General features: G+C 42.8%; 13 protein-coding genes. 10 read left to right on the top strand and 3 right to left on the bottom strand.

Annotated features, from left to right (window positions below):
* Positions 1–102: 102 nt before the first annotated feature.
* Complete coding sequence (locus tag GSY63_RS22345; RefSeq protein ID WP_166588067.1) at positions 103–888, top strand: mechanosensitive ion channel family protein; 786 nt, start codon at positions 103–105, stop codon at positions 886–888.
* A gap of 3 nt (positions 889–891) precedes the next feature.
* On the opposite strand, the gene GSY63_RS22340 is transcribed toward GSY63_RS22345, so the two are convergent.
* A complete protein-coding gene (locus GSY63_RS22340; protein ID WP_166588066.1) occupies positions 892–1,131 on the bottom strand; it encodes a hypothetical protein in 240 nt (79 codons plus the stop codon).
* A 77-nt stretch (positions 1,132–1,208) separates the two neighbouring features.
* Between GSY63_RS22340 and GSY63_RS22335 the strand changes: the two genes are divergently transcribed.
* The 6 genes from GSY63_RS22335 (at position 1,209) to GSY63_RS22310 (ending at position 8,168) form a co-directional block, all read left to right on the top strand.
* Entirely contained in the window at positions 1,209–1,382 is a 174-nt protein-coding gene (locus GSY63_RS22335) for a DUF3606 domain-containing protein (RefSeq protein ID WP_166588065.1), read from the top strand.
* Between the two features lie 6 nt (positions 1,383–1,388).
* Complete coding sequence (gene ligD / locus GSY63_RS22330; protein WP_166588064.1) at positions 1,389–4,133, top strand: DNA ligase D; 2,745 nt, start codon at positions 1,389–1,391, stop codon at positions 4,131–4,133.
* A 64-nt stretch (positions 4,134–4,197) separates the two neighbouring features.
* The gene (locus GSY63_RS22325) at positions 4,198–5,889 is read left to right on the top strand and encodes a sodium:solute symporter family transporter (RefSeq protein WP_166588063.1); all 1,692 of its coding nucleotides are present in this window, start codon (positions 4,198–4,200) and stop codon (positions 5,887–5,889) included.
* 67 nt (positions 5,890–5,956) lie between these two features.
* Positions 5,957–6,427 (top strand): response regulator transcription factor, encoded by a 471-nt coding sequence (locus GSY63_RS22320; RefSeq protein WP_166588062.1) that lies wholly within the window; start codon positions 5,957–5,959, stop codon positions 6,425–6,427.
* Positions 6,428–6,542: 115 nt separating this feature from the next.
* Positions 6,543–7,082 carry a DUF4199 domain-containing protein gene (locus GSY63_RS22315; RefSeq protein WP_166588061.1) on the top strand — a complete coding sequence of 180 codons (540 nt, stop codon included), beginning with the start codon at positions 6,543–6,545 and terminating at the stop codon, positions 7,080–7,082.
* A gap of 117 nt (positions 7,083–7,199) precedes the next feature.
* A complete protein-coding gene (locus GSY63_RS22310; protein ID WP_208094638.1) occupies positions 7,200–8,168 on the top strand; it encodes a transporter in 969 nt (322 codons plus the stop codon).
* A gap of 2 nt (positions 8,169–8,170) precedes the next feature.
* On the opposite strand, the gene GSY63_RS22305 is transcribed toward GSY63_RS22310, so the two are convergent.
* Together GSY63_RS22305 and GSY63_RS22300 are read right to left on the bottom strand one after the other, a co-directional pair.
* Positions 8,171–9,916 carry a c-type cytochrome gene (locus tag GSY63_RS22305; RefSeq protein ID WP_166588060.1) on the bottom strand — a complete coding sequence of 582 codons (1,746 nt, stop codon included), beginning with the start codon at positions 9,914–9,916 and terminating at the stop codon, positions 8,171–8,173.
* Positions 9,917–9,918: 2 nt separating this feature from the next.
* Complete coding sequence (locus GSY63_RS22300) at positions 9,919–10,107, bottom strand: hypothetical protein (protein ID WP_166588059.1); 189 nt, start codon at positions 10,105–10,107, stop codon at positions 9,919–9,921.
* A 960-nt stretch (positions 10,108–11,067) separates the two neighbouring features.
* Here GSY63_RS22300 and GSY63_RS22295 point away from each other — a divergent pair.
* From GSY63_RS22295 to GSY63_RS22285, 3 genes are read left to right on the top strand one after another with little or no spacing between them, the layout of a single operon-like run.
* Positions 11,068–11,889 (top strand): SDR family oxidoreductase, encoded by an 822-nt coding sequence (locus tag GSY63_RS22295; RefSeq protein ID WP_166588058.1) that lies wholly within the window; start codon positions 11,068–11,070, stop codon positions 11,887–11,889.
* Positions 11,886–12,803, top strand: coding sequence for a helix-turn-helix domain-containing protein (locus tag GSY63_RS22290; RefSeq protein ID WP_166588057.1), 918 nt, complete (start codon positions 11,886–11,888; stop codon positions 12,801–12,803). The genes GSY63_RS22295 and GSY63_RS22290 overlap by 4 nt, the downstream gene beginning before the upstream one ends.
* Positions 12,804–12,813: 10 nt before the next feature.
* A complete protein-coding gene (locus tag GSY63_RS22285) occupies positions 12,814–13,155 on the top strand; it encodes a nuclear transport factor 2 family protein (RefSeq protein WP_166588056.1) in 342 nt (113 codons plus the stop codon).
* The last annotated feature ends 31 nt before the right edge of the window (positions 13,156–13,186 follow it).

Genomic DNA, 13,186 nt, shown 5'->3' with positions numbered 1-13,186 from the left:
TGTATCATCTGTGGTTCTTTTATTCGGTTTGTCCTTTCGGACACACCGCGAAATAATAGCCTTTGATTCAATTTTTGTTCTATTTTATTTGCTATTACTGATATGAATATCGAGAAATTCTACAGTCATGTTTATGACTGGGTAATTGTGTTTGGCCCCAAATTGTTAGTAGGTGTTATTGTATTGATGCTCGGCTTGTGGCTCATTAATTTCATTATTAAATGGTCGCAATCTGGCTTACATAAACGCAATGTCGACCCTACTATTAAACCCTTTTTAACAAGCCTTATCGGCGTAGCGCTTCGGGTGCTGCTTGTTATTGGCGTAATGCAAATCGTCGGCATCCAGATGACGCTCTTTACAGCCGTTGTTGGCGCTTTCGGCGTGGCAGCTGGTTTGGCGCTTTCCGGCACGCTACAAAACTTTGCCAGCGGTATTCTTATCCTTCTGCTTAAACCTTTTGAGGTTGGCGATAACATTATTGCTCAGGGGCTGGAAGGTACCGTAAGCTCTATACAAATCTTCTATACCATTGTAAAAACGTTCGATAATCGTACAGTAATATTACCTAACAGTAAATTATCTAACGAGGTGATTGTCAATATTAGCCGCGAAGGAAACCGGAGGTTAGATATCGAACTGAAATTTACCAACAATATCGATTTCAAACAGGTTAAGGAGGTGATCAACGCCGCCGTCGATAAAAGCGAAAACATACTCGAGAAACCCGAGCGCCGCATCGGCGTGGTAATGCTCGAGTCTGATGGCTACCGCGTAGGGGTTAACGTATGGGTAAATGCGCACGGGTTTCAGGATACCAAACAGGCCGTACAGGAAACCATTTTGCAGGATATTAAAGATGCCGGTATTAAGATCCCCGGCATGTAAATGTTATAAATTGTAAGCTTCGAGTTGCTCAATAATGAGGTGTAACACACCCTCATCTACTTTACCCGGATTCTTACATATTTTCAAATACTCCTGTTTATCGGGTTCAAGGCCGGCTACCAGTCGGCCTTCGTTGTATATCTCAAACTTACATTTGTCGTCATGCTCGTGGTGCAAGTACTCCTGTACTTCAAAGTGATAAACATCCTCGTCCTGTGCAACGGTAACTAAAAACTTATCCATGTTATTGTTTTATTATTAATCATCAAACCATTTATTACGGCTTATTGTTGTGAAAATAAATCAATTATTAATTAACCATGGACGATAAAAGAAAAGTCAGCGGTTCTGATAAGAATTTCATCAACGTTCATGAAAACTATGAGTTATCCTACTGGACTAAAAAGTTTGGCATCACGCGCGATGAGTTGCGGCATGCGGTTCAGGCGGTGGGCACTTCTGTTAAAGCGGTAACCAAATATTTGAACAAATAACTAATTATGAGCCTGGAGAAATATGCCGAAAAGCGGGACTTTAGCAAAACCAAAGAACCGAAAGCAGGAAGAAGCAAGGATAAAAACCATTTGATGTTTGTGATACAAAAGCACGATGCATCGAGATTGCATTATGATTTCCGGCTGGAGATGGACGGCGTATTGAAAAGCTGGGCTGTACCAAAGGGGCCATCCACAGATCCAAAAACCAAGCGATTGGCTATGATGGTGGAGGACCATCCATTTGATTATCGCAATTTTGAAGGCATAATCCCCGAGGGCGAATATGGTGGCGGCACTGTGATTGTGTGGGACGAAGGCACTTACGAACCGCTTGAACAAGTAAAGGGTGGTAAAAAAGCGCAGGAAAAATTTCTGCTGAAACAATTAGCTTCCGGTTCGTTAAAAATCAAACTTCATGGCGAAAAACTGGAAGGCGAGTATGCACTGGTAAAAACCCACGGCATGGGTGAAAACGGTTGGCTGTTGATTAAACATAATGACGATTTTGCCAGCACAAAAGACATCACCAGGAAAGACAAGTCTATCCTCTCCGGCAAAACCATTGAGCAAATGGAAAAGACAGGGGAGAAAGTCTGGCAACATGGGCACGAAGAAAATATAGAGAAACCGATCAAAGCTAAAAGCAGTAAAAAAAAAGCCGCTGAACGGCCGGACGTTGAAATTGCAGAAGATGTTTCTACAACTGACGATGCAAAAGACTTTGACATAGACGCACTGATCAAGAAAGCACCGAAATCAAAAATCCCGTCAAACATTAAACCTATGAAGGCTACCTTGGTAGACGAGCCTTTTGATGACCCCAACTGGGTTTATGAAGTAAAGTGGGATGGTTATCGTGCTATTGGTATAATTAACGATGGTGATGCAGAGCTGATTTCCCGCAACAATATTCCGTTTAACGAGCGCTTTTACCCAATTCACGATTTGTTGAAAAGCTGGAAGTTTAATGCAGTGATAGATGGTGAAATATTGGTGCTTACCGACAAAGGCATCTCCGATTTTGGTGCCCTGCAAAACTGGCGCAGCGAGGCCGATGGTGAATTGGTTTTCTATGTATTCGACATTCTTTGGTACGAGGGAAAAAAACTGATGGACCTTCCATTAACGCAAAGGCAGGCTATTTTAAAGGAAATAACTCCTACCGATGATGATCGTATCCGTATAAGTAATGTGTTTAACGCTAACGGTATCGACTTTTTCCATGCGGCGGAGAAGATGGGTTTGGAGGGCATCATTGCCAAAAAAGCCAATAGTACCTATACTTCAGATCTTCGCTCCAAGGACTGGGTGAAAATTAAAGCTCACAAACGGCAGGAAGTAATCATAGCTGGTTTTACCAAAAATGCCGGTACGGCCAAGGCTTTTAGTGCCTTACTAATGGCGGTTTATGACGAAGGTAAGCTAAGATATGTAGGTAAAGTGGGGACCGGTTTTTCCGACAAATTACAGAAAGAAATGATGGAGCAGTTTAAACCGCTCATTACCGGTAAAAGTCCATTTGAGGTGGAGCCTGATGTGGATAAGCCATCTCGTTTCAGGCCGCAAAGATTAGGAGCTAAGCCTACATGGCTAAAACCCGAATTGGTTGGTGAAGTGGCATTTGCCGAAATCACCAGCGACGGAGTGTTCCGTCAGGCATCGTTCCAGGGAATGCGGATTGATAAAAAAGCAAAGGAGGTTATTTTGGAAAAGCCTAAAGACACTACTGAAGCTGTTGCTGAAGCAAAGCAGCTGCAGGATGAAGATAAACACACCAAAGCCATTAAACCACCTAAAGAGAAAGAGCGTAGAACATTGTTAAACCCAACCGAGGAAACGCAGGTACGCAAAATATGCGGACACGATTTAAAGTTTACGCACCTCAGTAAACTTTATTGGCCCGAAGATGGCGTAACCAAGCGCGATATGTTTAACTATTACTACCAGGTGGCCGATTATATATTGCCTTATCTGAAAGACAGGCCGATGTCACTTAACCGCTTCCCCGGAGGCATACACGGATCGAGCTTTTATCAAAAAGACGTTAAGGGGAAAGCACCCGATTGGATTACCAAAACATTTCCATACACCACAAGTGATGGTGAGCATAAGGAATATCTGGTGGGATCGGACGAGTCATACCTCTTGTGGATGGCATCTTTAGGCTGTATCGAAATGAACCCCTGGTTCAGCAGGGTACAGTCACCGGACAATCCTGACTATTGCGTGATAGACCTCGACCCAGATAAAAACACCTTTGATCAGGTGATAGAAGCTGCTCAAGAGGTAAAAAAAGTGCTCGACGCTATCGATGTGCCTTGTTACCCTAAAACGTCCGGCTCAACCGGGATGCACTTATATATTCCGCTGGGGGCTAAATATTCTTATGATCAATCACAGATGTTTGCCAAAATTGTGGTGAGCATTGTGCAGAAACAAATCCCGGATTATACCAGTCTGGAAAGGATGGTGGCCAACCGAAAAGGTAAAATGTATCTCGACTTTCTGCAAAACCGTCCGGGAGCTACCATTGCCGGTCCTTACTCTTTAAGACCCAAACCAGGGGCAACAGTGTCTATGCCACTTCATTGGGACGAGGTTAAACCCGGCCTCACCATGAAACACTTTACCATATTCAATTCCGTAGATCGCTTAAAAACCGAAGGTGACCTTTTTAAAGGCGTACTGGGTAAAGGAATAGATCTGGAAAAAACCATTAAGAAGGCGCAGAGCATATTCAGTAAGTAAATTCAATTTATTTATTAGGTTTGAGTAATTAAACCCGGTTTAACGCCCAATCTCAATTATTCGAATGCTGAATCATATTTCTACGGCCGACATTCTGGTTTTCTTTGGATACTTCATTCTGGTTGCTGGTTATGGCTACTATGTGTATCAACGCAAGCAAACCGAAACCAATAATAGTTCGCAAAGTTTCTTTCTGGCCGAAGGGTCGCTTACCTGGTGGGCTATCGGAGCGTCTATTATCGCTTCCAATATCTCCGCCGAGCAATTTATAGGCATGAGCGGCGACGGTTTTTTTGCGGGCATTGCCGTGGCTGTTTACGAATGGGTAGGGGCAGCGGCTTTAATTATAGTAGCAGTATTTTTTATGCCGGTGTATATTAAAAATAAGATATTCACCATGCCGCAGTTTCTGCAAAACCGTTACAATAGTGGCGTTGCGCTGGTAATGTCAATCTTTTGGCTCTTTTTGTATGTATTCATCAACCTTACAGCCATTTTATATCTCGGTGCGCTGGCTATCAATAGTTTGCTAGGCGGCGGCCATTTTCACGAAGTGATGATCGTGCTGGCTGTCTTCGGCGTACTAATAGCGCTGGGAGGAATGCAGGTGGTTGGTTATACAGATGTGATTCAGGTGGGGGTACTCATAGTCGGCGGTCTGGCTATTACCTATCTGTCGCTCACCATTGTAAGCGAAAAGTTTGGATTGGGGCATAATGCTTTGGCTGGCTTTAATCAGTTGTTAAAAGATTCGCCCGACCATTTCCATTTAATATTTAAAAAGCCCGCGTCAACGGCTTCGGCAGCCACTATCAGCAAGTATTTGATATTGCCGGGCTTTGCTATGTATGTTTCGGGGCAATGGATCAGCAACCTTAACTATTGGGGCTGTAATCAATATATAACCCAACGCGCTTTGGGTGCCAACATTAACACAGCACGTACGGGTATTTTATTTGCCAGCTTATTAAAAATATTAATGCCGGTAATCGTAATGCTTCCGGGTATTGTTGCTTATGTATTATACAAACATGGACATTTGCCACAATTAACAGACGGGAGCAAGGATGGTGCTTATTCTGCAATACTCTCATTCCTTCCCTCCGGGCTGAAGGGCTTATCCTTAGCCGTATTAACAGCCGCCATTGTGGCCTCACTGGCCGGCAAGGTTAATAGTATAGCTACGATTTTTACGTTAGATGTTTATAAAAAATATATCTCTAAAGAAGCCAGCGAACGCCGTATGGTTTGGACAGGCCGTATCGCTATTATTATGAGTCTGCTAATAGGGGTGCTGTTTACCTGGAATGATGTTTTGGGTATTGGTAGCGCCGGCGGATACACGTTCGTTCAAAAGTACTCAGCCTTCGTTAGTCCGGGTGTATTGGCTACCTTTTTGTTGGGGATGTTTTGGAAACGTACCACTGCCGAAGCAGCTATTGTCGGTATAATAACCGGCTTTGTTGCATCTGTATTTTTCAGCCAATTTGCGGTGAATTTATTAGGAGCAAATACCTGGCTATACTCAGCATTTATTAATTCCGAAGGTAGTTACGAAATTCCGTTTTTTATCTCGCTAAGCTGGTCGTTTCTGATCACGTTTATCGTCATGATTATTATCAGTCTCTTCGGGCCAGTAGTTAATACCAAAGCTATTTCTGTAAACAAAGCTATGTTTAAGCTGAGCAGTACCTCGGTAATAATGATTGCGGTAATATTGATTCTGTTATCAGCGATTTATATCAGGTTCTGGTAGGGAATAGGTTGTATAATTTATCTTGAAAATATTCTAAATTTAGGAACAGGATAATCAACGTGTCATCATGCTTGCCAATTTGTGGGTAAAGAATAAACCCGCCATATTATACGGAGCTGCATTAGCAGCATTGCTGTTTTTATTGAAGTGGCTCGAATGGCATTTTGTTATCGTAGATCATGCTATGGAAGTGTATGCTGGTGCTATTGCTGTCGTATTTACTGCGCTAGGTATTTGGCTTGCTTTAAAACTTGCCAAGCCAAAGGTTAAAACCGTGGTTGTAGAGAAGCAGGTTTATTTGAATGGCTCTAATTTTGTCGTTAATCAGGTCGAGTTGGAACGCCTGAATTTAAGCAAACGCGAACTCGAAGTATTACAATTAATGGCCGAAGGTTTAAGTAACCAGGAAATTTCTAATCGGTTATTCGTTTCGCTTAACACCATAAAAACCCACACGGCTAACCTGTTCGAGAAAATGGAAGTAAAACGGCGTACTCAAGCTGTAGATGTGGCCAAAAAGCTGTGTATCATACAATAGCTTCATTCATACTTTAGTGTTAAAAGTTGATTTTTATTTAAAATCACCTGAAAGTATGACCTCAGAAATTTTCTGAACCTTCAAATTTGCAATCAAATACTTAACACAATGTGATATGAAAAAGAATGTATTTGTTTTCGGTGTAATAGCAGGCTTAATAGTTGCCGCATGGATAATTGTAGTTGTAACTTACGGCCATTACAATCCTGATTTTCAAGGTAGTATGTGGATGGGCTATGCCTCCATGCTCGTAGCCTTTTCGTTTGTTTTTGTAGGTATTAAAAACTATCGGGATAAGTTTAACGAGGGTGTTATCAGTTTTGGTAAGGCATTTAAAATCGGTTTGTACATTGTGCTCATCGCGTCTACCATTTACGTGCTCAACTGGCTAATTATTTACTATTGCTTTATCCCCGATTATATGGTAAAATACACCGCCCATATAATGGCGCAAGCGCAAAAGGATGGTTTAAGTTCAACCGAAATTGCTAAGCAAAGAGTGCAGATGGACGACTATATCCAAATGTATAAGAACCCATTGATGGTGATTGCACTTACTTATTTAGAAATTTTACCCGTAGGACTGGTGGTTATCCTAATAGCGGCATTAATACTAAAACGCAAGTCGCAACCTCAGATATTAGCATCAGCCTAGCTATAAAGAATAACGGTAAAGATATTCAAAGTGTTCTCATTGTTCCAGTTTTGAAAATGCAACCCAATTTCCACGTTAAGATGCACTAATTAATGTCCCTTAACGTCTCTTTGTGTTGTGGCACACTTAAACTCGTTACTCGCAATTTGTACGCAAAAACTTGGGCCAAATCCAAGACGTAAATATTTTATTAAAAATAGGATTTACATCCTATTCGTTTTAGGATTGTGGATCAATCAGGTTAGCGGTCAGGAACTTGAACCCCGTTCGTATGCCGCACTTCCGACAAATTTAAATGCGTTGGCCATTGTAGCGGGCATATCCAATGGTAATGTTTTAACTGAACCTTCGCTACCGATTAATAATTTAGATGTAACGCTTTACTCGGGCGGCCTGGGTTATGTACGCACGTTTGGAATAGGTGATAAATTAGCCAGGATATCCGCAAGTCTTCCTTTCGCTACTATCAGCGGCAGTGCACAATTAAACGGGCGGGATACGGCCGCATCCCGTTTCGGCTGGGGTGATGCACGTATCCGATTTGGTATTAATCTGATAGGTTCACCGGCATTAAATAAGAAACAATTTGCCTCCTATACACAAAAAACCGTAGTAGGTATCAGCTTGGTTACCAGCATGCCCACAGGGACTTACTATCCCTCTAAACTAATTAATATGGGGACAAATCGCTGGGGTTTCAAGCCGGAGATCGGTATTTCTCAACGCGTTGGCAGGTTATACCTCGAGGCTTACGTGGGCACATGGTTTTATACCCACAACACCAATTATTTGGACGGGAAGGTATTAAGCCAAAATCCACTGGGCAGTTTTCAAGCTCATGTTTGTTACTATTTCAAAAATAAAATGTGGATAAGCGCCGATGGAAACTGGTTCAGCGGTGGTGAGGTAAGGGTTAACGGCAATGTTTCGGGAGCCGATTTTGATAATTGGCGCGGCGGAGGGGCATGGTCTGTACCTGTAGCAGGTGGCCAATCTATAAAGTTCCAATTTCATAGCGGGGTATTTACCAACCGGGGATATAACTATAATTCTTACTCGTTGGCTTATCAGTATATTTTCTTTTGAGGTTAGCGAACCGGCTTCAAGCCAAGTTTTTGTCGCACTTGCAAAACTTCTCCGGCAGTTACCATGCTACTATTGTTACCAAAATGGCTGCGTATATAAGTTAGTAACGCGGCAATATCCCGATCGGGCAAAAAAGCATGCGATGGCATTGCACTATTATAGGGCTTGTTTAAAACCTTCACCGGTCCTTCAAGACCTTTGAGCAAGGTTTGTATGGCTAGCCCCTTTTCCATATATGGGCCGCCATTCACCCATTCAGAACCAGCCAAAGGTGGGAACAGATTGCCATCGCCCTTGCCATTCTGTTGATGGCATCCGGCACAATAAGTACGATATAAGGCGGCACCGCGGCCAATAATACCTTTTGCCTGATTGTCCAAGGCTGGGTTAGGGAGTTTAAAGTTGGGCAACTTTTTCCGGGCCTCCATTCCAGCCAGTTGCATCTCGCCAAAGTTGTTACGATTGCCTTTGTAGTCAATACGCCAGATCTTCCCTTTCTCGGTTTCCGAAATATACAGCGAACCGTCTGACCCCATGGCCAATCCCATTGGCCTGTATTGTGCTTCACCGGCGCTAATCACTTTTGATTGTCCGGTAAAGCCATCGGCAAATATTTCCCAATTGCCTGCGGGTTTCCCGTTTTTAAAAGGAACGAAGCAGATAAAATAACCGCCTTGAGGATATGGAGAGCGATTGGTTGCACCATGAAAAGCGATAAATGCCCCATTCTTATAACGTGATGGAAACAAATTTCCGGTATAAAATAACAAGTCGTTTGGTGCCCAATGCGCCTGAAAGGCCATAATTGGCTGAGTATATGCCCGGCCATTACCTTTTTTTTCGCCGTCGCCGCCATATTCGGGGCTTAGTATTTTACATTGTTTAAAAGGGTCGTAATAATAGTAAGGCCATCCGGTATCACTGCCTTCTTTTATCTTCAGAAATTCTTCGGCCGGTAATACGGCGCTTTGCCAGGCACTAAATTTCTTGGGGAAGAGGAGGTGCAGATCGTCACGACCATGCGCTACTACATATAAACAACGCTCTCTAGCATTCCAATCCATCGCCACTACGCTACGCAGTCCGGTAGCATAGCGTTTGCCATCTTTTTGTTCCTGGTTAAGCTTGGCTTCATCAAACTGCCAGATGCCGCCGGATTGTTTTAGCAGTGGGCAACCATTCATGCCCGGCGAGCCAGGCACACGGTTCTCTATCTGGCAGCCATTGCTTGGTGCGCCAAAAGCGACATAGATGTGTCCTTCATCGTCAAAAGCGAGGGGTTTTGCATCATGTTCGTGTGGCCCCATACTGTCATGCACTATTAGCTCCAACGGGCCGTCTGGAATTAACTTTTTCGGATCAAGTTTCATCCGGTATACGTTGATCTCCGAACTAAAATACAAATAGCCTCTATGGATGCGCATACTTGTACCGTAACTACCTTTATCGTCGTAGTTTGCAAACTTCCTGATCTGATCTGCACGTCCGTCTCCATTAGTATCGCGCAGAGCTACGTTGCCGCCTATACTATCAGGAAAGCGAAGTTTAACATAAATATCCCCGTTGAAATTAACAGCTAAATGGCGAGCGGCCCCGGGCAGGCTATCTGCAACAATAGTGGCAGTAAAGCCGACAGGTAATAGAAGGCCGCTGTTTTTTACAATTGGTTTTATGGCCTGTCGTGATTGATTAGAAATCACGGCAGGCCAATTAAAAAATAAAAATAGGCTCAGTAGTAAGTGCCTCATGCTTATGCAGCAAGTTCTACATCATTCACTGTAACAAACATGATTTTGCCAAGATAATCTACCCATATGGTATACCAACTGGTACAATCATAGCCTAGAAAAGTCATGTACGGTTTTTCATGCTCAAAGCCTTCAAAGTGTTGACCTGTATATTTAAGTTGTGTTTTATTGGTTAAATGATTTTTGCTCATGATTTCATAGATTTTTGATACATAATAGATGAGCATGCCCAGTAGATAAGCAATGCCCAATCACGATATTTATAAAAATGGATAGATAAGATACTATTAAATAGGCAAATAGAAATTTTGCAGGTAGTGATACCGCCTTAACTATTAACCTCTAATTGCGCATTACCAGAAACCGTGAAAGGGAAAGAGAAGCTGGTGATAAAATGGCTGGATCGGGACATTGTTTTGCCCGTGAGTGAACGACGAATTAAGTTTTGGAAAAACTGCTGTTTTTACTTCGTGATACGACGACGTTACGGCCGGTCCAAAAATACTTTGTTGTGAGCAAGCCGCTGTAAGTACTTCAGAATTATCCAGTGAGTCACAATGTTGGTTATCGTCTTGTTGTTGTACAATCGCCGCGGTGATTTGTGCAACAACTGACCTAGCTGTGAATACGGTCGTTAACGGATTGGCATGGCTACTCGAAGCAGTACATAGGCCGCTTACGAAAAGAATTAACATACAGTTAAACCATACACGCATTAAAGCAAATATACAATTCAGGCATTAAGTGTCAACTACTCGCTGGTTTAAATCAGTAAAAATCGGGTTACAAACTAAGTGCTAGATTTTACCACTTAAAATGAGGGGATGTAAAATCAAAAAGCCTGTAATACTTACTACTACAGGCTTTACTTTTTTTAAAGCGGAGAGTTAGGAAGTACAATCGAACACTTAACCTCATTTTTAAAGTTTGTGGATAGTCTAAAATTGAAATAAATAAGTATTTGGTGTTTCTGAAATGTGGCTATAGTTTATTAATCAACTCGCATTTAGATATTTATAATTTGGGGATGCAAAATTATTTATCAAATCGAAATACGTATTATTCTTCATTTTGGCTACTACGCCATCCGTTTCGGTTATCATCCTGATTTTGTGAAGCCTCACCTTTGTATCACACAAAAGGAAAACAACATGAAAACTATTTTGATCACCGGCACGTCGACTGGGTTAGGCAAAGCAACCGCTAAATTATTTCAGGCTAAAGGCTGGAATGTAATCGCTACCATGCGATCACCCGAAAAGGAAACAGAACTTCGTCAATTAGAGAACATTACATTACTGCCACTGGATATTACGGATAATCAGCAAGTAGACGATACGGTGAAAGCGGCGTTAAAGCTGCATGACGTCGACGTGGTATTCAATAATGCAGGGTATGGCCTGATTGGGCCGATCGAATCTCATACAGATGAACAGATCCGGGCGCAATTCGACACCAACTTCTTTGGCACTCTGGCAGTTATTCGTGCATTTATTCCTTATTTCCGTCAGCGGAATAAAGGTTTGTTTATCAACACCACCTCGCTTTGTGGCTTGGTTTCCAATCCGCAGTCCGCCATCTATAATGCATCAAAATGGGCCATGCAGGGATTGGCGGAAAGCTTGTCGTACGACCTCGCACAATTTAACGTCGGGATCAAGAACGTAGCGCCTGGCGGTATTAAAAGTGATTTTATTAAAGCCATGCAGGTAACCGAAGACAAAGCCTATGAGACAACCATGGCTAAAATGACCGAAGGTTTTAGTGATGGTACCTTGATGGAATTTACAGAGGCCGAAAAGATCGCCGAAGTGGTTTACAAGGCGGCGACAGATGAAAAGGACCAACTGACTTACCCGGCAGGTAACGACGCGGTGCGGCTTTATACCAAACGCCTGGCGGAAGGTCCGGAAGATTACCGCATCGGTCTGAGAAATTACCTTAACTTGCAAAGTCCATATCCACAAGCATGAAAAATGTAAGGAAACAACCCATTGTATTCAATTCGATCTCGGAACTTCACCGGGTATTGGGTTTACCTAAACCCCTGCATCCGCTGATCAGTCTGGTCGATTACAGTTCAATTACCGTGGATACGGCCGAACTGGAAAAAGGCATGCTGTTCAACTTTTTTAAGATCTCCTATAAAAAGGATTTTAGCGGTAAGGTGAAATACGGTCAAAGCCATTACGATTTTGATGAAGGGGGATTATCCTTTGTTTCACCGAACCAGGTGATCACGGCATTGGAAGGAGAGGCTGATTATGGAGGCTATACTTTATTGGTACACCCTGATTTTATAAATACTTACCCTTTGGGAAAAAGCATTAAGAATTTTGGGTTCTTTTCTTATGGAGTGAATGAAGCGCTATACCTTTCGGAGAAGGAAAAGCAGGTCATCGTGGGGCTGTTCAAGAACATCGAAACGGAACTGGATTCCGCGATCGACCAGATCAGCCAGGACGTATTGATTTCTCAGATTGAATTGTTGCTGAACTACAGCAAACGCTATTACAACCGGCAATTCATTACCCGTAAATCGGCCAGCAATGATCTTCTGGTTCGTTTTGAAGGTTTGCTCGCTGAATACTTTGATACTGGTAAGCCATTAGCCAATGGCCTGCCGGCCGTGGATGAGCTGGCAGCAAGCCTGAATGTCTCAGCACACTATCTGAGTGATATGCTTCGTTCGCTAACCGGGCAAAATACACAGCAGCATATCCATGCCAAACTGATTGAAAAAGCAAAGGAACTATTAAGCGCAACCGAACTGAGCGTAGCTGAAGTGGCCTACCAACTGGGTTTCGAACACCCGCAATCCTTTAACCGCCTGTTCAAAAGCAAGACTAAAGTATCTCCGCTGAATTTCAGGCAGTCTCTAAATTAACAATCTCTTTATGAAAAATACTGAACTTGAGCAGATCGCTCAACAATTCATAGCTGCGGCCAACCGTTTTGACACCGAAGCTGTCCTTGCCCTTTTCGCGGACGACGCAGTAATCGATGACGTTTCTGTGGGTGATAAATTTGAACATACAGCAGGGATCAAAGACTACTTCCTAACCTTTTTTGTCGGCTATCATACATCAACTAAATTACTGTCACTGGAACCTACCGCGCCTTATAAGATTCTGGCTACGGTGGATTTCACCGGGGATTTCGGACGCGAGACCGGTGGCCTGGACCTCCGTGTGAATGATGCCGGGCTGATCGCACATATCGATGCGTATTTAGATTGATCACTTTATAACCATTGGATAAAAAAACACC

This window comes from Mucilaginibacter agri, assembly GCF_009928685.1.
Classification (GTDB): domain Bacteria; phylum Bacteroidota; class Bacteroidia; order Sphingobacteriales; family Sphingobacteriaceae; genus Mucilaginibacter; species Mucilaginibacter agri.
The sequence above is the reverse complement of the archived record's forward strand: the minus strand, read 5'-3'. Positions and strand labels throughout refer to the sequence as shown.

Coding starts and splice junctions, on each gene's coding strand:
- GSY63_RS22340 (WP_166588066.1), bottom strand. CDS start 1,131: ATGGATAAGTTTTTAGTTACCGTTGCACAGGACGAGGATGTTTATCAC.
- GSY63_RS22300 (WP_166588059.1), bottom strand. CDS start 10,107: ATGAGCAAAAATCATTTAACCAATAAAACACAACTTAAATATACAGGT.
- GSY63_RS22315 (WP_166588061.1), top strand. CDS start 6,543: ATGAAAAAGAATGTATTTGTTTTCGGTGTAATAGCAGGCTTAATAGTT.
- GSY63_RS22290 (WP_166588057.1), top strand. CDS start 11,886: ATGAAAAATGTAAGGAAACAACCCATTGTATTCAATTCGATCTCGGAA.
- GSY63_RS22305 (WP_166588060.1), bottom strand. CDS start 9,916: ATGAGGCACTTACTACTGAGCCTATTTTTATTTTTTAATTGGCCTGCC.
- GSY63_RS22345 (WP_166588067.1), top strand. CDS start 103: ATGAATATCGAGAAATTCTACAGTCATGTTTATGACTGGGTAATTGTG.
- GSY63_RS22325 (WP_166588063.1), top strand. CDS start 4,198: ATGCTGAATCATATTTCTACGGCCGACATTCTGGTTTTCTTTGGATAC.
- GSY63_RS22285 (WP_166588056.1), top strand. CDS start 12,814: ATGAAAAATACTGAACTTGAGCAGATCGCTCAACAATTCATAGCTGCG.
- ligD (WP_166588064.1), top strand. CDS start 1,389: ATGAGCCTGGAGAAATATGCCGAAAAGCGGGACTTTAGCAAAACCAAA.
- GSY63_RS22335 (WP_166588065.1), top strand. CDS start 1,209: ATGGACGATAAAAGAAAAGTCAGCGGTTCTGATAAGAATTTCATCAAC.
- GSY63_RS22320 (WP_166588062.1), top strand. CDS start 5,957: ATGCTTGCCAATTTGTGGGTAAAGAATAAACCCGCCATATTATACGGA.
- GSY63_RS22295 (WP_166588058.1), top strand. CDS start 11,068: ATGAAAACTATTTTGATCACCGGCACGTCGACTGGGTTAGGCAAAGCA.